Origin of the sequence: Massilia psychrophila (genome assembly GCF_002760665.1) — a bacterium.
Classification (GTDB): domain Bacteria; phylum Pseudomonadota; class Gammaproteobacteria; order Burkholderiales; family Burkholderiaceae_D; genus JAFCUW01.
Window position 1 is genome coordinate 31,874 of sequence record NZ_PDOB01000022.1, and the last position, 22,002, is coordinate 53,875.

Genomic DNA, 22,002 nt, shown 5'->3' on the forward strand with positions numbered 1-22,002 from the left:
CCACAAAGGGGAAGCAGATGAAACTGGGGGCATATCTCGGCAACCAAGCGCACGCCCCGGCGAACAGCCGCGCGGCTCTCATCAGTGCTTACACGGGCGGCGCCGGACTTCTGCACTGCGCAGTGCGTCTGACGACCGATGCCGAGTTTGTGATGGTGCGTGATGACGATATTGGCGACCTGACCGGCGACACGGGACGGGCGAGCGAGATGACGCTTGCGCAGCTGCGTGGGCACGACTTTGCGCGGCGATTCAAGCCACGCGGCACAGCGGCTGACAGCTTTTATTATTTCGATCCAAAAGTGGGTGGGCGCTCGCTAGCGGTGGCGACCCTGGCCGAACTGATCACTGAATGGCCACGGGACGTGGAATGGCTCATCGAAGTACGTCCGGCAGCGGCCGCGGTCCAGTTGGCCAAAATTTTGCGCGATCGTGGCGCGCTTGGCCGCTCGATTCTTGCGTTGGAGGAGGTGGATGCGGACACCGACTGGAAACCGCAATTTCCGCGCCTACGTACCGCCTTGCTGCTCGGCGACGCGGTGCCGTTGTCGGACCTGACGGCAGGCGTTCACGACCTGCTCGTCATGCCGGCCGGAAGGATCTGGCGCGATGGACGTTGGATAGGCGAAACTGAACAGGTCGAACGTTTGTGGCGCGACGGTGTTTTTCCCCTAGGCGTGCATTTGGTCGCGCTTGATCAGCCCGAACTCGGAACGCTGCTCTCAGCAGCCAACGGGACCGGCTGGGCATTCGGGCTCAGTAGTGCGTCATCGTTTGATTGGTGCAGCGCCCGCCCTTCCTATGTGCATGTGGACGAATCCTTCGCAGGACAGGAGGTCGACCGCGCATATTTCGCCCTCGGCTACTCCAAGGCGAACCGGTATGCGAAGGTGAGTTGGGATGATGGCGTGCAAGTCGAGCTAGCGCCCTACGATGGGCCGATGCCCGGGGGGATGGGTAATCCGATCGAGCGAAGGCTCGAGCGCCTCGAGTGGGACCTCATCAATGTGGCTAAAGACTGGCCCTATTATTCCGGCGGCGGGCTCGGACTCACGATGGGCATCAGTGATGATTTCGCGGCTGAGGTCAGTTATACCGTGCAGAGGACCGGCCAGGCGACAACGCTCGAGATGGCCGCGTTGAATGTCGATCCCGGTGCACATCGGGCAAGCCCACCTGCATCGTTCCGCGACAAGGACAGTTTTTATGACCCCCACGGTGCACCACCCTATGTCGGTGTTGAGCACGACGAAGACGACGGTTTCCGCATTAACTGGAATTTGGGTGTGGAGTATGACAACAACCAGTACGGCCGACCGGTTGGCGATGCGGCGACCCCACGTGGCGCGCGTTTGCGGCTAGAGCGCAGAGGCGCTTACTTCGCAGCCTATTACCGCAATCCGATCGATGAAACCGGCATGCTGCTGGCGCCACAAGACTGGGTTTGCGTGGGCGTGGCGCGCAATGACAGCATGAATCGCACGGTTTACCTGCGTTGTGTCGGGAAACGCTGGCGCCAGGAGAAGGCGGACGATCCTTCCGAATTTGAGCCCATCATTCCGAACATCTTCGTATTCCGGGATCTGCACGTTGAGTGTTTTCCATTTTCTGAGAAGGAGTGAGCCATGCTGCCACTGGAACAGGATTTAGCAAGGAAAATCATCGACTTCGGTCTGAACACGGAAGATCTCCGCTTGGAACCTGCCTCTCCAGAGACCACCGTTCTGGTCGACCTTGGCTTGCCGTGGCCAGCCGGTGAAGGGCCTGTTCCACTTCCCTGGCCCGCTGGCGAACTGCCTGCGTTGCACGATAGCCTGCCGGAAGCGGACGTGCTGGTTGTAACCTGGACAGTGGCCGAGCATGAGGCGCTGGCCGATGTGCTGACCCCCGGTTATGGGCGCAACACATGGGCGCGTTACGTCAGGCGCTTCGATGAGCATTATGCGCCGCAGATTCGTAACGGCGCGCCGGCCCAGCGCTCCAAGAGGCTGGGCTCCTATTTCCGCACGCGCGTCGGAGAGCGGATGGTACTGTGCTTCAAGTCTGAACTGCACCTTAACCAAGATGGCATCGCCAGCGAACCCGGTCGCGCAACGCTGCCAGTCAAGGACTTGTTCCGGCAGCTGATCGACGAAGTGCGCCCCTCGCTCGTGATCACAGTGGGCACTGCTGGAGCAACCTTCCCGCCAGAGCGTTCCGTGACGGTCGACGGGATGACCTGCCCGCCGCACGAACTAGGGGATGTCATCATCACGCGCGGTGCGAAATTCCGGCTGCAGCGCGAATTTGCGAACGAGGACTTCGCACGGCAGGCGTACCGCTGCAGCGAGTTCGAGATCCCTACACGGCGCCTAGCGGCGGCTCGGAACCTTCTGCGGGTCCATACTCGCAAGCTCGTAGAGCCTGCATTTGCGCCGCCCCACAACAAATATGCATGGCCACTGACGCAGCCCGTGGCTGGCTTTGCGAACGCGCCGGATCTCAAGATCGACGGTGAACACTTCCCGGCGTTTCACCCGATGTTAACGACGGACTTCTTCGAATTCGGGACCTCCGAAAACGGTCTCGAACAGGAAGGTTGCGGTGTGGAGATGGGCGATGCCGTGCTTGCGATGGTCGTGGATGAGATGAAGGGGCAGGGGCTCGCTGCGCCCCATTGGCTGGTCATCCGTAACGCGTCCGATCCGCAGATCAACGGCAAGCTGCCCACACGCGATTCGCCCGACATCGCGCCTGAACTGCGGCGCGCGTTGGACATGCAGGCGCACTGGGCGGTCTGGTATTACGAGACCTATGGTTATTGGACAAGCGTCAACAGCGCGGTCGCCGTATGGGCAATGGTGGCATGACATGGCGGCCGTCAACGATACCATTCCCGTCGAGGTCGAACTGGCGCTCGACGTCATGCCATGCCAGGCGATGCGCCGCACCTACGACAGTGCAGCCAAACCCCATCCCTGCTCGCATTTCGCCGAGTGGGGAGTCTTTCATAGCTATGATTACCAGGCCGATGGCCCGCCGGCCGTACCGGGTGTAGTACAGCCCAGCGCGTATGTCGGGAAGCGCCCAGTGGTGCCGGAAATTCTCAGTGGATGTCGTAAGGCGCCCATCCTTGCGGTGGGCATCAACCCGAATCTGCCGGGCTGGTCGACGGGCACACGCAATTCAATCCATCCCTATTTCGATGATTACCTCCAGTACGCGCACTACTTCCGCTGGCGTGCGCTTGACAAATTGCGCATCCCGGCGCAGCGTTACCGCGAGCTCAAAGGCACGCGCGACGACGATCCCTTCACTACATTACCTTTAACGCCCGAGGGTTCGCAGATCGACGTCGAGCTTGCTCCTGTGACGATGTACGCCGGTTATCAGTCCTTGCTCGACGGCTTGGCCGAGCGAATGGGCTGGGAACACCACAAGCTGATGGTTGGAGAAGATTTGGCCTACGCGAACATGGTGGCATGCGGTTCGGCACGGTGGACCACGAGACCAGTTGCAGGGATGCCAGTCATGGGGGAAGAGCGCGGACGCGCAATCGTCCACGAATGCTTCCACAAGCGGCGCTATTTTCTGCGACAGCTGCTGCAAAGCTTACCTGGCGTACTGCTTGTATTTAGCCAGACGACAGCAGACGCATTCATCACAGCGATGTCGGGAAAATTTACGCGTGGCGATCCGGCGCCACGCGAACCGTTGGCCGATCTGCTCCAGCGGGAGATACGCCTGCAGTTCGGGCACACCGACGATGGAGAGCTGCTCGACGCACGCGTCATCTTTTCGCCGCATGTGTCGGCTCGTCCCGACGAGTTCGAAGCGGCGCGCCAGCGCATCATAGACCAGCTCGTTGCGGAAGTCACCTCAGGTGGCCTCACGTTCAACCCAACTACTGGACACCTTGCGCGCAAGCGCGGCGCGTGCGTGTTCTGCCGCAATGACCTGTACAGCATCGGGCCTTGCGACTATCGCGCCGAGCTGAGACCGGTTGCGACGGAGCGCGGTCCCAGTCCGCTCGAGGACGCCCCCCGCGCCGACGCGCTAGCCGAACGCGCGGCACAATTCAAGCTACTGGAGGCCTTCATGAATACCTCGCCAGCACCCCGCATTGATCTGCTCGACGACGCTGCTGCAAGCAGTCCACCGCTGGTATTGCTGGGTGACGTCGTTACGATGAATGGGCCGCCGTTGGCGCAGGGAGCCGTCTATCTTCGGGGCGGCAAGATTATCGCGGTGCAGGCGGCCGATGTGGTGGCGCCGGCCGGTTTCGACGACGCGCCGCGCATTGCGACAGACGGCGTCATTTATCCTGGATTGGCTGACCTGCACAACCATCTGGTCTACAACGTACTGCCGCTATGGTGGCCAAAACAGGCCCGCATGAACCGTTCTCAGTGGCTGCGCGATCCTGAATACAAGCGGCTGGTCTCTCTGCCAATGGAAGTGCTTGCCAAGCGCCAGGACTTGTTGCGGGCAGTGGTGCGCTACGTCGAAGTCAAGCTGTTGCTGGGAGGCGTGACGTCCGGCCAGGGAATGGTTAGCAAATACCGGGGCGGGAAAAACTTTGTGGGACTGGTTCGCAACTTTGAGCAGCCAACCGACCTGGACCTGCCTGCGATACGCCATAAGATCACCGATCTGTCCAACCGTGACCTCGAGACATTCAGGACAACGCTAGAGACCGGGAGTCAGTTCTTCTTCCACCTGGCGGAGGGAACCGATGCGCGCGCCCGCGACCAGTTTGCGCTGCTAGACGCGAACGGACTGTTAGCACGCAATCTTGTTGGCGTGCATAGCCTTGGCCTGAAGTCCGAAGACCTGCGCAAGCTGGCAGATCACGACGCGGCAATGGTGTGGTCGCCATTCAGTAACTCGATCTTGTACGGCCAGACCGTGGCACCTGACGTTCTGCTAGAGAGTAACATCCGCTTTGGGTTGGGCAGCGACTGGACACCTTCTGGCAGCCGCAATCTGCTTCAGGAAATGAAAATTGCTTCGCTGACGGCCGAAGCCAAGGGCGTGGCGCTGAGTGCCGAGCGCCTCGCTCGTGCAGCGACCGTCGATGCGGCGCACATCGCCGGCTGGGGCGAACGGTTGGGCCGCCTTCGGACAGGCTACGACGCCGACCTGCTCGTGCTTGTGAAGGAGATGGCAGATCCCTATGAAAACCTGATCGCAGCTACCGAGCGCGAAGTGCGCATGGTGGTCATCGCCGGACATCCACGGCACGGCGACCTAGAGTTGATGCGTGCCTCACGAATCGCGGAGCATGACCTCGAAACCATCACCGTCGGCGGGCGAACCAAGGCTTTGTTCTTGCGCCATCCCTCTTCTTCATTGAATTACCTTCGCTTCAGTGCCGCCCAGGATACCTTGCGCAAGGCAATGTCAGATCTTCCGGCCGCACGCAACGCAGTCGTGTTCGATCCCTTGGACGATCAGGACTGGTTGGAGGTGGAACTCGAGATGCAGACGCCTGGGCCGGAGCCTGGCGAAATCGATGTCCTGGCGGACGTAGTGCTGCCGACCTCGGTAAAACTCGATCCGCCAACGGTTATCGATGATCCAGCCTATTGGGAAACGCTGGATCAGATAGCGCACCTGCCAGCGTATCTGAAAGGGCCAAACGGTTTGAAACGTTTCTATTGATCCCCGAGGAGACCGTCATGGAACATCGCTTTTCTCTGCTCACGATCAACGACCAAGAACTGGCCACCGCGCGCCGCGTGCTCGGTGCGATACCTGTCGTTCAGGACGACCACTACTTGTACGGGACAGCGAACGACCAAGTCTTGCGGGCCTTGTTGGAGCAGGGGTTGTTGGTCAATGTGGTGCCAGACGACGTGCTCCACCCATTTCTGGAACCCGACAATGTACGCATCAACTCTTTGCTCAGCGACGTGGGACTGCCCATAACGGGGATGCCGGATGGACCAATGACGCACTGCCGGGTGACGCTCGCCGGGCCAATCAATACCGAGCGGCAGCAGGTATTGGCCGGCATAGGCATCAAGCTGCTGCGAAAGCTTAGCCAAAGTGCCTATCTCGGTGTGCTGCGGAGCGAAGAACTACCCGAGTCGCCACCTGCATGGGTGAGCATTGCGCGTTATGGCATCGATGCCAAGCTCGATCGCCAGTCGCTTGATCGTGCGCTGCCGATTTTACAGCGAAGCACATGGCGCGTCTTGACCGGCCCATTGGCGATAGACAACGGAACCGTGACACCAGACACCGGGACAGGGCCAAGCCCGGAGCCAGTGCCGACCTCTAGCGACGGGTTCGTGACCTACGACCTGCGCACGCACGCTCCGGCAAGCCTGCAGTTGGTGGAAAGGTGGCTCAGGTCACGTTTGACCGACGTCGAGGCCGGGGACGACCGGATTCGTTTTCGCGTGGCAGCCGGTGCCACCGAACAGGAGTTGCTTGCGACGCTGGCCAGAATCGAGGAAGTCTCGATCGTCGAAGCCTATGTCCCGCCAATGGTGGACGTCGCATATGCAACACGCATCGTGCTGGGGAAAATGCCTGCTGTCGACAGTCCTTGGAAAGGGCGCGGCCAGCTGGTCGGCGTCGCCGACACTGGAATCGATGCCGATCACCCCGACTTGCGTGGTCGCGTAACGACCGTGTTGCGGGTTGCCCCTTTATCGGCACGCGACCCCAAAGGGCATGGCACCCACGTCGCATCCATCATTGCTGGCAACGGCGCGGCCAGTCAGGGTGTGCTTACCGGGCTGGCACCAGAGGCGAACTTGTTCGTGCAGAGCTTGGCCGACGCCGCACTGAAGCTACAGGTGGGGGTCGGCCTAAAGCCCTTGCTGCGGGAATCCTATGACAGGGGCGTAAGGATCCAGAACTACTCCTGGGGCTCGCCGGTCAAAGGCCGGTATACCCTTGACGCCGACGACATCGATGCATTCGTGTATCAGCATCCGGACATGCTGGTCATTGTCGCTGGCGGCAATTCCGGTACCGAAGGGATCGACGACCCCGACGCACGGATTGCGCTGGAATCTCTCGCATCGCCAGGCAGTGCAAAGAACTGCCTCACTGTCGGCGCATCGTGTTCGAGCCGGCCAGACGGTCCATATGCCGGCCTGACCTGGAACGCCTACGACGGCTCTAATCCGCCGCGGCGACCACCCATGAGCGAATTACCGATCACTGGCAACAGTGACGTCGTTGCCGCGTTGTCCAGCCGAGGTCCGTCAGATGACGGCAGGATCAAGCCCGACTTGGTCGCGCCCGGCATCGGAATTGCCGCGGCGCGCAGCGCCGACAGCGAGGCAAGACATCCTTACCCCGGCTTCGATGGGCATTACCAATATATGTCTGGCACCAGCATGGCCGCGCCAATGGTCAGCGCAGCCGCCGCGATCGCGCGTCAGTATTACATTGAAAAACGTGGCCACACCCCGTCGGCAGCGCTCCTCAAGGCCACCCTGATCAACGGGGCCAGCTGGATCGAAGGGGAACTGTGGGAGGACCCGGACATTGGCGAACCCAATTTTCATCAGGGTTTCGGACGCTTGTCGCTCGAGCGCGCAATACCGTTGAGCGACGGCGAGTACGGGCTAGCATTTGCTGACGTCGCTAACGATGCGCCGCAGGCAATATATAACGATGGCGAACGACAGCGCTGGGTCAAAATTCTGCAAATGAAGAAGGCTGGGCCGTTGTCAATCACGCTTGTCTGGGTTGACCCACCAGGGCGCAGCATCCAGCATGAGCTCGACTTGGTCGTCGTTGCACCATCTGGAACGAAGTATGTCGGCAACGCGCATCTACGAAGGCTTGCCTACGAAGCCTTTGACCGCCAGAATAACGTCGAGCAGGTGAGGATTTTTACTCCCGAACCTGGTGACTGGGCGGTATATGTCCACGCCCGAAATACGTACCGGGGTGTCCAGGGCTTTTCAATCGTTATGACAGGTGGATGGTGAGCACCGTTCGAGAGTTCAACCTCATTACTGATGATGAGGTCATTGTTGATGAATCTCTTCTCCTTCTGTAGCCGAAGCTGTTTCAGGTCGTCTATCATGTTCGGGGTGGTCCTTATTTGAAACTTTTTTGGATGTGCCCACGTCGTCTCGCTGCACTCTGGCACAACGCAATGCCGGGTCACGCCGCTGCGCGGCATAGCGCCAGTAGCCGGACGGGGCGACCTGCAAAACTTTGCAAATCGACTCGCCCCCGTAAGCATGGCGGTTCTGGTCAATAAAATCCCTCACGATTTGAAGCGTCGGTCGAGCTCCGCCTGGGCGAAAAACGCGCTGGCCAGGCGCAGAATTTCGTTTGCCTTGCGCAGCTCACTGATTCACAGAACATTCTTCACGTAGCGTCAGCTCGGCCTTTGCTTTATTTGCTCAACAAAGCGATCTTGCGCATCGGGCACGGGAATGCGACCCAATCGGTACGGCGCGCAAGGCGCTCAAAATGAGTAGCGCGCTACTTAAGAACCGCACAGACCGACCTTACTGGCCGTCCTTCTCCGCACAAACGTCTGAATATGTGAGCTACGACAAGGCTGCTGCGATTTATCCCGGCGATTATTTGGTTATAAAAATTGACAAGAGCTTCTTTTGTCCTATTGTATTTTTACCCTCGGCAACGCTGGTGGCAAGCGCCAGCGCCAGTATTGGCGCGTTGAGCGTGCTATACCGAGGGGATGCATATGGGCGAGTCCGGCGACCGTGCCTGCAGGCGTTCCTCAGCCAATGAATCGTCTATCGGGAGTTGATCATCGTGCACATCATGCTGCGAAACCTGGGCTTGATCATGTCGTTGGCTGGGTCGGCTAGCTTCGTTGCTGCGCAAGCCCCTAATAACGACAACAAAATTACAGGAATCGTCAGCAAAATAGTACGTACGTCTGCAGATCCGAGCAAAAGCGTCAGCCCAAGCTTGGGCAGTACAGTTTATGTAAAAACCCTGGAAGGGGAGACGGTTGAGTTCAAATTTCAAGACCTGTCTGTACCAGCAGCACCTCCCGCAACGCTACCGCCATCTTTATCGCCCTCGCCATTACCAGCACCCGATGCTGCTACGGCAGCAAAGGCCGCCGCTGTCGCAGATGCGAAGAGCCCGCAAAGCGCCATCATTATTCCTACACGCAAACGATTTGAAGCAGGCCAACTGGTAGAGAGCGCCATGGCAGGGGACTCGACCCCGGATAATCCGAAGTATGACCTTAAGGTAATTGGCGACACGATTAGCGGGACAGTCGAAGAAGTATCTGATGATAAATCATGGGTGATCGTAAGGACACAGCGTCCTGAGGATCACGCTAAAAGGCCGGCAAATGACTCCGACGCGGCGACAGCAAATAGCTCCACGACAGGTGCTCCAAAGCCCTCGGCAGATACAGGGCGAAAAAAGGACGGGGTGACGACGACACAGGCCGATGCAGAGAAATCAAGAAGCGAAGAAAGAATACAGCTTTCGCCTAACATCAATGTGTCCTTGCTAACTGGCGCCAAGTTCGAACCGGTTGTCGCCGCACTACGTCGTGGGGATGGAATCAATGTAACGTACAGTAAGGGAAAAGATGGCGCTGCTAATGTCGTGCAAGCCCTGGAATGGCAAAGCATTCCGGTAGACCGTATTTACAGATGGGCCTCCCTCCTTGCGGCAGCCGCGTCCCTTCTTTTGATAGCCTTCATTTTTATAGGGAAGCCCACAACCTTAATCCTGGGCGAGGACAACCGGTATAGCACATCGAAATTCCAAGCCGCTCTGTGGTTTTGGCTCGTTATCAGCGGTTACATAGCGATCGTCTTCCACCGAATGAACGCCGCCGGGTGGAATTACATTGGCGGGGTCGATATTCCGCCTAATCTGCTACTTCTTTCCGGAATCAGCGTGCTGACGTATGCCGGCGCAAAAGCGATAACAAACAGCCAGATTGAAGATGCCGCCTCGAAGGGCGAAGTGGCAAGAACCAGAGCAGACGAGCCAGCAGTAAAAAACCTGGTCACCAGCAAAGGCGACCGGGTAGATCTGGGCGACTACCAGATGGTGGTGATCACTATTTTGGCCGTCGTCGTCTATGCAGTCGGTGTGGTGGAATTCATGGAGCACATCGAATTTCGTCGTGAAATAACTATGCCTGACGTCGACGCTACCTTGCTTGCCATTTTCGGATTAGGGCAAGCAGCCTACCTGGGCAAAAAATACGCTGGCGACACGCCAAGTGCTGAAACTGTCCAGTCTGCGTTGCAGGCTTCGGAGACCATCGCCCCAAAAGCAAAAATGGATGCAGACAAAGCCGATACTGCAGCCAGCCAAGCGACCGCAAAGGCGGAGGAAGCCAAGGCAACGGGCGGCAAGGCAGACGCTGCTCCCACAAAAGCAGATGCCGTTAATGAGGCACAAGCCGCTTTGTCACTGGCAAGTACAGCCCGCGGCGCAGCGGACGCTGCCATGAGCGCGGCAAAAGCAGCCGAAGCGAGGGCTAGGGACGCGAGCAAGATTCTTGCCGACTGGGGTAAGGGCGCGAACGCCGCCAAGTTCTCCAAGGCCTCTGCCGACTGTCAAACCGAGGCAACAAGGGCGATGAGGTGTGCCATTGATGCCGACGCCAAAGTAAAAGAGGCCGAAGCCGTTGCGCAGAGAGCCAGGGCGAACGCCGACGCCCGGACCTGATCCGCGGTCCGACGTAAGGCTCGGGTCCGGGGTCGTTCGACAGTCAGCATTGTCGACGCAAGCATCATGTGTGCGCCGCTCAGGAGGTCTTTCGGGCGCTTGGAAATGTACAGCCAACGTAGTCATTTATGAGGGACAAAATGTCATCAGGCGCTGCATTCACAGTCCGACATCGACGACTGCTCACGTGCGCTACATACAAGGCGGCCTCGGGAGTACGCGTCGCATGCAGACGGGTCGGTGAAAGCTCTACGGCGCATTACCTGCCTCGCCTTACACCGCTTGCGTAGGTGGTGCCGTCGTAATTTTGGTGGAAGAGTTCGCGTGCCTGCAAGATGGGAACCACGCCGTCGACAAAGGCGTCGATTCCGTCTTCATAAACGTCGGAAGACACCCAGAAGCCATTAGCAGCGCCTGCGTCGAATCATTCCTGCATATGATCGGCGGCAACGACAGCGGGGCCCGCGATCACCGGATGATAGTCGATCACGCCATGGGCCAACACATCGCGCAGTGTCCATCGCACGCGCGATCTTCAGAGTATGAGCCGAGCGAGGATCGTGCGGCGATGGACGGGCGACGGCCAGCTACTCGTGTGACAGAAGCTTGTCGAGCCCGGCCAGATCAAGCCGCACGCCGAGCATCTGCTCCAAATACGCTACCCGGAGCATAAAGGTGCGTTCAGTCAGCGCGATCCGCCGATCAAGTGCCGATCGCTTGTCGCTCGTGATCGTCGTCTCAGGCCGATAATGAACTTGATCTCGTCTGGGTTGCGACCAGCTCGTTCGGTAGCATCCCGGAACGCGGCGCGTTGCGCGCGAGCGTCTTCGATCGTTGAAGGCCGCACCGATAACAGCGCTGGCGTAGCGGCCAGCCAGGTCAAAGCATTAGGGCCTCCACCGGCGTGGAAGATGACGGGCTGACCTTGCTCGGACGGAGGGATGTAGAGCTGCCCACGCGAAGCGACGAACTTGCCGCCCCGGTTGATCGGTGCGATCTGATCCCCCTTCGCAAACTGTCCAGTCGCCTGGTCGCGCCCCCAAACATCTAGCCCCCAACTGACCCACAGAGCGTGCACAAGCTGGACAGTCTTATGCGCCCGGCCGTAGCGTGCCGGACTGGACGGAAGTCGCATGCCGTAGTTCGCCGCGACCTCCTCGCCGCTCGATGTGACAGCATTCCAGCCCGCTCGACCGTGGCTCATGATATCGAGGGCCTTGAACTGCCTGGCGAGGTTGTAGGGCTCGTTAAACGTGGTGGAGCTGGTGGCGAGCAGGCCGATGCGTTCGGTGCCACCGCCAAGGCGGCAAGGGTAAGCATGACGTTGCCAGGCTGGGAGAGTATGTTCGTGATTAGGCCGGGGCCGGGCGAGTAGGGCACCTCAGCAAATCCAATCGAAGCCTCCCCTCCATCATCCGATTGCGGCAGCTCGGCACCGGCTGGGATAGGCCTAGCTTAGCGACCCAGCGGGTAAAGCTGGCTTCACGCAACATCACCCGAGAAGGCTTACGGCCGCCATATGTCGTCACACACAGCTCAAGAAAAACAGCGCACCTCCAACTAAAGATAACCGACATTATAAGAATAATGTTATGTTTTGCCGTCGCTATTGCGAGCCACACCTTCCCCTAAGCTTTCAAGCATCGGCGAACTTCAATGACAACTAAGTCAGCCCCTGGCTTTTGGCTTTCCTAGAATCGGGTTCATAGTCTCAAGTCGCCGAGGGCCTAACAAGTCGGTATCGTGACGTTTATCTTGCCGCAAAAGAGGACTCGATTGCTTTGAGCCTTAAGTCAATCGACGCAAGCGACGTGCTCAAATCTTCCAGTGCCAGCATCGTCGGCTCCAGAGCGATCGCCATCGCTTTCGCGCGTTCAGGTCGCTCGGTGGTAAGGTGTCGGCTTATAGAACTGTTAAGCTGTTGAAGTGATTCCAAGCCGGGGCGTACGGCTGATTCGATAGCGTTCGTAGGGTCCAGGAGCTGCCTTGCAAGCTGTTGAAATATTGAAACCAGCGTCGAAATCGTGGAACTTAACTCCTCGTCTTTGCAGCGAATTACTGAGCTCGGTGGGCGTTGTGGGCCATTTGGCAGGCTACTTGCTTTTTCTATTTTTCTCATATTCAATGCCCCTTTTCGAAGTAAACTCAATTTGCGCTTATTTCTCGGTGGGATCATCGCCAGCCGCCCACATCGCCTCTATTTCTATAAGTTACCATAGTCTCCATCAGCCAACACGTCGCTAGGGGCGGAGAAGTCAATTTTTTGCATTGACGGAAAAATAGTCTTTGCGCCGGGCCACGCCACTGTTGACTAAATTTTCTCAGACTGCCGGACCACGGCAATCCCCAAGCACGGGACATTTTACGGATAGCACCGGCGCGGCCCGAACCAGCACTTGAGCCGATTGTGAGATGCGCGCGGTTCTGCCGGCCGGGGTAGACGGCGCTTCGTTTGGCACAGTACGAGCACTGCGAATGTGGGGACTGCGCGGCAGCGGCCCTCCGATGCCCTAGACATTCACGATTTATTTTGAGCCCGTATCTAGAGCCGAATGGACGCACGCGTTGCGGCCCGCTTTTTTTTGGGAAAGAGCCGGCGACGATTGAAAGCGGACTCGAGGAAGGTGCAATCAACGGATCGACTACGCAATAATCAGCCGCAAAATGGAATAGCGTATATTCACTAAACAATCAAATATATTCCGCATAAATACTTTTATTGCACGGATATCATTTTTGCTCTATCATCCGATTTATTCTATTTATTGTTAATTGGAAGGGCCAAGATATTATATATCGGTGCCGGGCACACATCTGGAACGTGTCATAATGTATGCAACTGCAAAAGAAAATAAATGTACAAACAACCAAAAATTATCTTGATTCGCGGGTTACCTGGGAGCGGAAAAACGACAATGGCGAAACAGATGGTTTCACACAGCCATTTCGAAGCCGATAAGTTTCTACAAGTTGACGGATTTTACTTCTATGATTTGAAGAGAGTAAGTGCATCACACGAACTGTGTCTAGCTGCAGCAAGAAACGCACTGATGAAGGGCCAAGATGTTGTGGTATCGAACACCTTTGTTCGCTTATGGGAATTGCAACGTTACATCAATCTTGGATATCCCTTCGAAATCATTGAATGTGTCGGCCAATGGCAGAATGTTCATGGAGTGCCTCAAGATAAAATTGATGCTATGAAGCTCAAGTGGGAATCTATTTTGATAGAAATGAAATCGAATCAACACGCTGATTTTCAAAGTCAAGTTGCCACACATTAGGATCGATTTTGTGATAATAGGTTAGCGGTGAGTTCTCTTGATCCGACGTTTTCCATCCGCATACCAGAGCTAAACAGAGAATACATAATTGTTAGTATTTTTCTTTCTAGAACTGGCGCAAAATGGATTTTTCCAGCGAAAGAAAGGCTGTACGTCGTCTTTGCTTTGAAGGTGTCAGTGCCGACGATGTAAGTCGCGTTGGCGCCCAGGTATTGCTTGTCTTTTGCACCGGTCGAAGCATTGACCTAGGGAAGTGCTGAATTATTCTTTCGGGACCAGTTCGGTTCGCTGGCGCGACCTGAGACAATAATGGCATCCCGACCACCGTCCAGTTGATTATGTAGAAGCGCTTTTCCGACCTCGAATACGCCGCCAAGAAGAAGCTGACACGGCGCGACCGCTTCCTCGCGAAGATCGACAGTGTCACGCCGTGGTCGCAATTGCATGACCTCATTGCACTGTTCTATCCGAAGGTCGAAGGCGCTGGCAGCCCGCTGATCGGACTGGCGCGCGTGTTGCGCATGTACGTTGCCCAACAGTGCTTTGGCCTCTCTGACGAAGGCTCGAGGATGCAATCTACGACAATCAGGCGATTCGTGGTTTCGTTGGTATCGACCTGAATCTGGAGTCGGCGCCGGATGCGACGACGCTGTTGAAATATCGCCGGCTGCTCGAGACACACGAGCTGACACGCAAGATCTTCGACACCATCACCGGGCATCTGCCAGCGCAGGGTTTGATGATGCGCGAAGGGACCATCGTCGATGCCACGTTGATAGCGGCATCGCCATCGACCAAAAACAAAGACGGCAAACGCGATCCGGAAATGCACTAGTCTAAGAAAGGCAACGACTGGCACTTCGCGCTCAAAGGGCACATTGGTGTGGACGCGGCGTCGGGCCTCGTGCACACCTTGATCGGCACGGCCGGCAACATGTCGGATGTTACGCAAGCCCATGCGCTGTTGCACCGCGATGACGTTGCGGCAATGGGTGACGCAGGCTACCGGGGCGTCGAAGAAGGCAGCGAAAATCTTGGGAAAAGCGTGACCTGGCACGTCGCGATGAAGCGCACCAAACGCAAGGCGCTGCCCAACAACAAGCTCGGGCGCACGACGGAAAAGCTGGAGCACCTGAAGGCCAGCGTTCGGGCGACAGTGGAGCATCCGTTCCATGTGGTGAAGAACCTCTTCGGTCATCGCCAAGCACGCTACCGCGGCTTGGCGAAGAACACCGCGCAACTGTTCACGCTGTTCAGAGTCGCGAATCTGGTGCTGACCGGAGCGCAATTTAGAGTCACTGAAACCCGAGCTCCGTCCTGAGGACGAGAGCGCGGGGAAAATGCATCAAAAATGGCAAAAGTCGCCTGTCAAACAGTTTGAAATTGAGGAGCCCGGCTGCTGAAAAACACGACGTTTCTGGTTGCACAATTTGCACCGAAATCGTCAATTGTTCAGATGGTATGGACGTCCCTCCTGAACGGGCCGATACGCTAGCGCCGGTGCCAGTTCTTGATCATCTTGAGACCGCGTATCACCCAATTCATCCGCTTTTCGTATGCAAAACATAGGCGGGGCATGGAGCGGTGATCGGCAAGTGATCAATGCATACATGACGACTTAGGTTTTCGGGGCGACATGGGACGATGTCAGCGATGGTGTTGGCACTAATGTCGTCGTTGGCAACGTTGGTCACGTGCTCGTTAGGAAGGCGAAAATCATGGCGACCTGGACAGCTATAGGTAGAAAGCACCACAACATGAGTCCGATGAAGCGCGCTTCGTGGCGTTAGTCGCTTGCGAAGAAGTTCGGCGCCGCAGTCGTCGTGGCAGCGGCATCAACTCACTTTTGGGATAAAGAAATGAACTACAAACAGCTTTAGAACAGCATGCCGGATGCCGTCCGTTTCTATTTCGGCATCGAAGAATCCGCGATTGAAATCTTCAGGCGCCGTCTTGATTCGGGCAGACAGCGGGGACGTACTACTGCGGTACCGTCGTGGCGGTGCCGGGGCTGGCCGGCATCGAAGTCCTTCCGGCAGCGCAGGTTTAGAGCGGCAAAATGGCCCGAGGTCCGGCGTGCTTTCGCCTCCGAACGAATCTGCCCAACGTGAACAGTCCGAGCAGGAACATCGACAACACCCCGGGTTCTGGGACATCGGCGCTCACCGAATTGATTTCGAAAAGACGGGGCTTGGTGTAAAAATATGAGTTATTTGGCTCGTCACCGGTCGCTTCAGAGATGTTCAAGAAACTGATGGCGGTGTCCTCCGGTTTGGGTGCGTACTGGAATGCCGCACTAAAGTTTGGTACCGGCCCGACAAACGCGTTGTAATAGGAGTACACGATCTGTTGCGAATTAACCTTGTAGCCAGATCTATCCAGGCCAAATATGAAGGTGTAAACCTGATCACTACCGGCGCGATTTGGGCCTCTGGTGGTGACATAGTTGTAGATGCCTGCGTCATTGTTCGGATGTCCTGCGTCGATGAAGCTCGAGTACGTTGCCCCATTTATTGACGCGCTAAATGCAATTTTTGCGATCCCGTCTGCGAACGTATAGTTGTAGTCGCTGCCAAAACGTGTGACGTTTGTCGTGTCCCAGCTATATGTGAAAACGAAGTTAGAACCGGCAAGATTCTCACCAGCGGTTCCGAAGATGCCAAGACCATCGAAACCTCGTTCGATCGTGCCAGAGGAGCGTATCGTAAAGAGCGAGGCCTCGGCTGTCCCGCAAAGCAAGGCAGTTGCTACGAAAATTAACCGGATGTTTGCGGGTACGGACATAAAATTGCTTTCGCGAAGAAAATTCCTTATAAGCAATTATCATGCCGGATCAAGATAGTCGTTTGTTTTCAAATGCTTGCAAAAAACGTAACGTCCTGATTCCAAATAGTGTAAGAATTTCCGACATTTATGGAACGTCTATCGACTCATGTCTGGCGACGTTTCAACCTTGACCTTTTCCGTTGAAGAAATCATCACAACAAGAGCGCTCCGAGGTCGATTTCTTCAACGTGCAAACTGAACGTAGTTTTGCTTGGGGTTGATTGGTATAAACGAAGAGAATCCGTCCTTTGCGTTACCCAGCCGTGCAATTTCGCTCTGTCCGGTTCGGAAATCTGTGCACCAAGAATAATTCCGGTGAGTGCCTTCGGGGGAAACCGATATACGCCTGGCCCGCCGTTGTATTGTATCGCTCGCCACTCTTCTTCATATTTCCAGTGCTCAGACTTACTGAGCAACGCGGCATTCATCATTTCAGTTCTGGTTTGCTTGAATGGATTGATTGTTGGCCGCGACGGCTGATATTGAACTTCAAGCGCGTTCGCGAAGAACTCGTAGTAACCGTCGAACTCTAGGCAAATTCCACGGTGCGAGTCGGCATAGTGAGACCACATCAGTATGTCGTCGCGATTCGCTGACAGACAAAGCACCCCGATATTGTTCGTAATTTCTTCAGTATGCAGCTCCTGCATCCGCAACTCGGCCTCCAGTCCAGTAGGGTTGCGACCCTTGTCCCGGCGCGTCGATCGCGCTTCCTTCCGACGTTCTGCTCGATTTAGTTCCGGAAGATGGCCTCTGTATAACCGCTGATAGTAAGAATCCATCTCCCTCGCTGTACCTTCGAAGGAAAAGCACGGCCTGCAGTCAAACGGATCATTGAAGCTACGCGGGGGAGCGAAATAAAGTTCGTTGTGGCAGATAGTGCGCTCGACGTACTCAGACGCGCCGGAGCTAAGGCTTCGGTAACGGTAGAACTCGGTTGGGCATTTTTCCGTCATAGGTAAGTCCTTGGTGCGACGACGCTTTGATCAACGAAAAATCATCGATGCCGGTCATTCGGGCGCGTGCGAACAGGCTTGGCACACGATTCCGGTTAGCACCTTAGTACGCGGATGGATTTCGATGACGACGCACTGGACGCATCCGAAAATCTTCGGTATCAAACGTTGCTGGCGACCAAAACGTTTCGGCGTCGAGGAGTCTACGGCAGCGGTAAAAAGCCACGAGTCGAAACTTAGAAGGGGAGGTCTTCTCCAAAGGTAAATTTGCCCTCGTATCGATACACATCCTTCAACGCCTTCGCAACCGTCTTCTTGAGCCTTTCGTCACTGTTTAGCTTGTCTATGTCGTTTTCTTCAAACAGCACCCCAACCCACACTTCGTCGCCGTTCGCATCCCAGTTTACAGTGACCGGGCCAATTTCAGAATAGTTTCGAGCCACGCGCACTGCAATGTCGTATTGAACCTTCTTCTTAAAATCCTCTGCCAGCACTTGGGTGCGCTTTGAGTCCTTAACCAGCCCGTCATAAAATGAATCAGTTTCCTCCGCGAACCAGGTGCAGTTAGCTGTATGAAGTCGCCCGTAATCTTCTAATACGCTTTTAAACCTGTCCGCTCGAATGAACCTGATTCGCGAGAACGTTTCGCGCTTTCGCACAATGTAGCCAGCTAGGTAGTGTTCAGTTTCAAGGCTTGATGCCACAATTTCGTCGTCCGAAAACATAAGCCGAACAAGATCGGTGTCCACCACCGATAAGAGGTTGAACTGGTAGACGCTGGGAGACTTTTTTCGTCCGGGTAAAGCCGCCAGTTCGTACGCCTGCGCTTTCATCAAGGAGGTGACTGCGCTAAAAATTGGCTTATCGTTCTGCGGGCGCCCCGAGACCTTGTCCATTTCCTGGTAAGCGAAGACCTCAACACTCGGGTCATTGAGGGCCTCTTTCACCCCGAGTTCGCTGACGCGCTTATGGTACCGGTTTGCCTTTGCAGGCTCAGATAGTTTGTAGGTTAGCGCTCTGTCGTTTGACCAAGCATGCAGTGGCCACCAGTCCGAGTTCGGATCTTTAAGATTGATTTCCCGAGCGAGCAACGCCCAGGCGTTGGCATCGCTCTTTTTGCAGCTGATGATTAACGTGGTGTAGACGTCGAAATGCTGCACCTTTGTGCATCGATACGCGACCAAATCGATTTCACGAACTGTTTCCTCCGAATCGTCAACGTAGTATTTATTGCTAATGACGGTCCAGCCGGCAGATTTCAGCTGCTGCGCTATCCGGTTTTCCAATACAAAACCGGTTTTTCGAATTTCGTCAGCAAACGGTGGTTTTTGCGTCATGAGTGGGGAAGTCCAGTAAATTTCGGGACGGGAACATGGGATGTTACAGCCAAGATTATCGCATTATTCCTTTCATTGCCCACCAGTTTTAGTTGCTGGCACCTTCCACTCGGCGATCGATCCGAGCTTCGGTGAATGAAATGCGATTTTCGTGAGTTTTACAAGTATAACGCACTCATCCCACGTCTCCTCATAGAGATAATCAATCTTAGCTTTCTCTTTCGTATTTTTGCAGACAATCGGATGTTTATTTTCACCCGCGACAATTACACCCTCAATATCCATTTCTAGGCCGATAACAGCCACGCGCGCCTCTTCAGGACTTATCGATATTTCTTTCGTCAGGTTCTTGTAAAAGATGTAATCCTTCGATGAATATTTGTCTTTTTGAAATAACCCGACATAAGTAGCGCGCTTGTTGCCAAGTCCAACGATAGTATGCTGCACTGGTGTGACCGCTTTAGTCAGTCCGTATGCGTTAGACATCGGTTGAGCCGCACCGTAAATACCTGTATGCTGCAGAATCAGAAAGTCTAGTTTAGGATCGAGCTCATGGCTTCGATGATAAGTTGAGTCTAATTTCGCCCAAATCTTGAGCTTTTCATGTTCGGTATCGTAGCTATAATGCAGCGAGTTATTATATTTATCATAGGGCACAGTGACCTTGAACAAACGGCCGAGCAAAGGTTTATCATCGAAGCGTTTGGTAAATTGATCGTCCTTAGGTGGGATCGACGCCGCTTGCGCGTATGCAACCATCTTTTCTGCCCCGATTGTGCCCACTGGTAGTTCAAGAGGGCTTTTCGTAGTCGGAGCAATAGCAGTGGACGCACTGTTAGACTTTTTTGAGGTCTTGTTTCCTAACGACGAATCGTTGGAGCAACCCGACAAGATACATGCAACCAAGGTGACGATACTGTTAGTATGTCCCCACATAGCACTGCGATTTAATCGATTCGACAGAGTCATATGCGCTTAGTGTTTCGAATATATTTGAGTTAAATGATTGCAATGTGCATTTTCCCTTAATACGGGACATATTTAATTTTGCACCCGGGCAAAGCGCTTTTAAGCGAGTTAATAAGTTTATATTGCAACATATCAGGTGCACGCTAGCCTTTAGTGAACACTCGGGTGTGGGCCGTATGCGCCGTTCGCCAGAGCTTAGTGTATTACGCATGTTGCACTGATGGCAAGCAGAGGTTGGTTAGGCGCTCTTAGGATCCCGCCCACCTAGTTTTTGTTCCTGCCCACGGCACTTGTCCTACCGGTCTACCACAGCCTACTCCATCGATCCAAAATCTAATTTGGTGAGAATTCGCAGCGCGTGATGCGCGGCACATTACCCGGCGTTTTGCTATTGCATAAAGTGATGCAATGGCTACTAAAAAACTCTCTCACGCACACTTGCGTTTCACCTCCGCTGTCGCAATTGACAGCGCCGAAGCTGCATCCGGCGCCCCTCGGCCGTTCGCCAGTGTCGCCTATTCGGCACGGATCTTCCCGGAAGTTGCGATGTCTTCAAAAGCCCATCGGCCTCCGCACCGATTCGACATCGATATCTGAGCCGATGACGTGCGTACGCTCGCGATAGAGTGCAGCACCGATTCCGTCTTCCAGCAGTTGACGGATACGCCGCGGCGACTGCGTAACGAGCACGTCAACAGCAGACTGCGCAAGCGTTACGTCGGCGAATGCAGTTGAGCGCTCGCGCTGTAACTGCTGGAAAATATTTCGAATAATTTGCGTCGGGTCGATCGGCATGCCGACGGTAAATCGCTTTAAGCGGCTGCGGATCGCGGGGTCAACTGCATCGTAATTATTAGATGTGCAAAGAAAAAGCACATGACTTAAATCGAGCGTGAGCCACGGTTCGGAGCAGTCCGAAAAAGTTTTCGCAGTTTCTCTTTCAAATATTCGATAGAGCGCAGTTTGAGGGCGGAACCGCTCATCGCCACCCATTTTGCAGATTTCGTCCATCAGAACGACCGGATTAGCAAACTTGCCATCGACCATCGCGTTGTATAAGGCTCCTGGCGCTGAGCTGCGATAACTGTCTGAGTCGCCGACAATTTCTCCAGCAGTCTGCATTGTTTCGAGGTGAAGCGCGTGAAATTCGGTGCCCAGACACTGCGCGAGCTTCTTGGAAAAATACGTTTTTCCACAGCCGGGCGGACCATCGATAATAATGTTTCCAAAGACTGGTACACCATCGCAACGCTCGGCAATCGCAAATACACCACGCAAATATTCAATCACCGGCGTGAAATTTGGGTGATCAATTTCGAGCGAGTTCAGCGTAGAGCGCCAAGAAGTAGGGATCTTTGCCAAGCGCCGATACTCACCATTGTGACGCAAGGTATTGAGGCGCTCTTTTATCTTGGTCCGTTCGTCGCGATCACCTGTTAGCGATTCGATTCTGCTATAGCGATGATGTACTGCTTCTTGCTCATAAATCTGAATAAACTCGGAAATTGGAGAGGGCGGAAGCGGGAATGGGTACGCCGATACAGCTTTTGAAAGGCCTCCGTCATCTAGTGCGGGTTCCCAGTTGTCTGGATCGTGTGGATCAACCGCCGGACCCGCAGAAGCGATAAGCGCTTTCACTTTCTTCATAGCGAGCGCTAATTTTTCTTTAGCTGCGATTTCTTTTGCGAATGCAAATGGAGTGAGAAGCAACGAGTCGTAAAGTAAGAATCCCGACTTTAGATCGCTTTTTTTTTCATCGGGAGTAGAGTAATGAAATGACATATTGCGCTTTCAGTTTGATCGATCGCGCGTAATTACGCGAAAGCCACTTACTCACACGACCGCTTACCGCCCGAAATTGCTGCCGGCCTCGCCATAATGTCGTTTCTATTGCTGAAATAATACCAGAAGTTCTGATGGTTTACAAGCGGGGTTCACTCGATTTTCCCAGAGGGACCAACGGACGGGGCGCCGCAGCAGACGCGTCGATGC

At 55.3% G+C, this 22,002-nt stretch carries 13 protein-coding genes, 3 pseudogenes and 1 other annotated feature; of the genes and pseudogenes, 8 read left to right on the plus strand and 8 right to left on the minus strand.

Going from position 1 to position 22,002, the window contains the following annotated elements; all coding sequences use genetic code 11:
• Nucleotides 1-17 precede the first annotated feature (17 nt).
• The 4 genes from CR103_RS13980 to CR103_RS13995 are packed head-to-tail and all read left to right on the plus strand — an operon-like array spanning nt 18 to nt 7,937.
• Nucleotides 18-1,622 (plus strand): glycerophosphodiester phosphodiesterase, encoded by a 1,605-nt coding sequence (locus CR103_RS13980; protein WP_099916592.1) that lies wholly within the window; start codon nt 18-20, stop codon nt 1,620-1,622.
• Nucleotides 1,623-1,625: 3 nt separating this feature from the next.
• Nucleotides 1,626-2,849 (plus strand): hypothetical protein, encoded by a 1,224-nt coding sequence (locus CR103_RS13985; RefSeq protein WP_099916593.1) that lies wholly within the window; start codon nt 1,626-1,628, stop codon nt 2,847-2,849.
• 1 nt (nt 2,850) lies between these two features.
• The gene (locus CR103_RS13990) at nt 2,851-5,643 is read left to right on the plus strand and encodes an amidohydrolase family protein (protein ID WP_180279397.1); all 2,793 of its coding nucleotides are present in this window, start codon (nt 2,851-2,853) and stop codon (nt 5,641-5,643) included.
• 17 nt (nt 5,644-5,660) lie between these two features.
• Nucleotides 5,661-7,937 carry a S8 family serine peptidase gene (locus tag CR103_RS13995; RefSeq protein WP_143752615.1) on the plus strand — a complete coding sequence of 759 codons (2,277 nt, stop codon included), beginning with the start codon at nt 5,661-5,663 and terminating at the stop codon, nt 7,935-7,937.
• Nucleotides 7,938-8,075: 138 nt separating this feature from the next.
• Here the strand turns inward: CR103_RS13995 and CR103_RS14000 are convergent.
• A pseudogene (locus CR103_RS14000) lies at nt 8,076-8,311 on the minus strand (IS3 family transposase); the annotation flags it as partial.
• Nucleotides 8,151-8,267: a sequence feature (AL1L pseudoknot), on the minus strand. It overlaps the preceding pseudogene by 117 nt.
• Nucleotides 8,312-8,430: 119 nt before the next feature.
• On the opposite strand from CR103_RS14000, the gene CR103_RS22130 reads away from it, so the two are divergent.
• Both CR103_RS22130 and CR103_RS22135 read left to right on the plus strand, forming a co-directional pair.
• The gene (locus CR103_RS22130) at nt 8,431-8,715 is read left to right on the plus strand and encodes a hypothetical protein (RefSeq protein WP_143752616.1); all 285 of its coding nucleotides are present in this window, start codon (nt 8,431-8,433) and stop codon (nt 8,713-8,715) included.
• A gap of 24 nt (nt 8,716-8,739) precedes the next feature.
• Nucleotides 8,740-10,638, plus strand: a complete 1,899-nt coding sequence (locus tag CR103_RS22135) for a hypothetical protein (protein WP_143752617.1) — start codon at nt 8,740-8,742, stop codon at nt 10,636-10,638.
• A gap of 685 nt (nt 10,639-11,323) precedes the next feature.
• Here the strand turns inward: CR103_RS22135 and CR103_RS24150 are convergent.
• Nucleotides 11,324-11,929, minus strand: a pseudogene (locus tag CR103_RS24150) (LLM class flavin-dependent oxidoreductase); the annotation flags it as partial.
• 459 nt (nt 11,930-12,388) lie between these two features.
• Nucleotides 12,389-12,757, minus strand: a complete 369-nt coding sequence (locus CR103_RS22140; protein ID WP_143752618.1) for a hypothetical protein — start codon at nt 12,755-12,757, stop codon at nt 12,389-12,391.
• A gap of 736 nt (nt 12,758-13,493) precedes the next feature.
• Between CR103_RS22140 and CR103_RS14020 the strand changes: the two genes are divergently transcribed.
• The gene (locus tag CR103_RS14020) at nt 13,494-13,922 is read left to right on the plus strand and encodes a P-loop nucleotide/nucleoside kinase family protein (RefSeq protein WP_099916599.1); all 429 of its coding nucleotides are present in this window, start codon (nt 13,494-13,496) and stop codon (nt 13,920-13,922) included.
• Nucleotides 13,923-14,305: 383 nt separating this feature from the next.
• Nucleotides 14,306-15,243, plus strand: a pseudogene (locus CR103_RS14025) (IS5 family transposase).
• Between the two features lie 725 nt (nt 15,244-15,968).
• Here CR103_RS14025 and CR103_RS14030 read toward each other — a convergent pair.
• From CR103_RS14030 to CR103_RS14050, 5 genes are all read right to left on the minus strand, one after another.
• On the minus strand, nt 15,969-16,706 hold the full coding sequence (locus CR103_RS14030; RefSeq protein WP_099916600.1) for a PEP-CTERM sorting domain-containing protein: 738 nt from the start codon (nt 16,704-16,706) through the stop codon (nt 15,969-15,971).
• A gap of 194 nt (nt 16,707-16,900) precedes the next feature.
• The gene (locus tag CR103_RS14035) at nt 16,901-17,704 is read right to left on the minus strand and encodes a DUF2971 domain-containing protein (RefSeq protein ID WP_099916601.1); all 804 of its coding nucleotides are present in this window, start codon (nt 17,702-17,704) and stop codon (nt 16,901-16,903) included.
• Between the two features lie 236 nt (nt 17,705-17,940).
• Entirely contained in the window at nt 17,941-19,041 is a 1,101-nt protein-coding gene (locus tag CR103_RS14040; RefSeq protein ID WP_099916602.1) for a hypothetical protein, read from the minus strand.
• A gap of 72 nt (nt 19,042-19,113) precedes the next feature.
• Nucleotides 19,114-19,824 carry a hypothetical protein gene (locus CR103_RS14045; protein WP_099916603.1) on the minus strand — a complete coding sequence of 237 codons (711 nt, stop codon included), beginning with the start codon at nt 19,822-19,824 and terminating at the stop codon, nt 19,114-19,116.
• 738 nt (nt 19,825-20,562) lie between these two features.
• Nucleotides 20,563-21,792 carry an AAA family ATPase gene (locus CR103_RS14050; protein ID WP_099916604.1) on the minus strand — a complete coding sequence of 410 codons (1,230 nt, stop codon included), beginning with the start codon at nt 21,790-21,792 and terminating at the stop codon, nt 20,563-20,565.
• Nucleotides 21,793-22,002 lie beyond the last annotated feature (210 nt).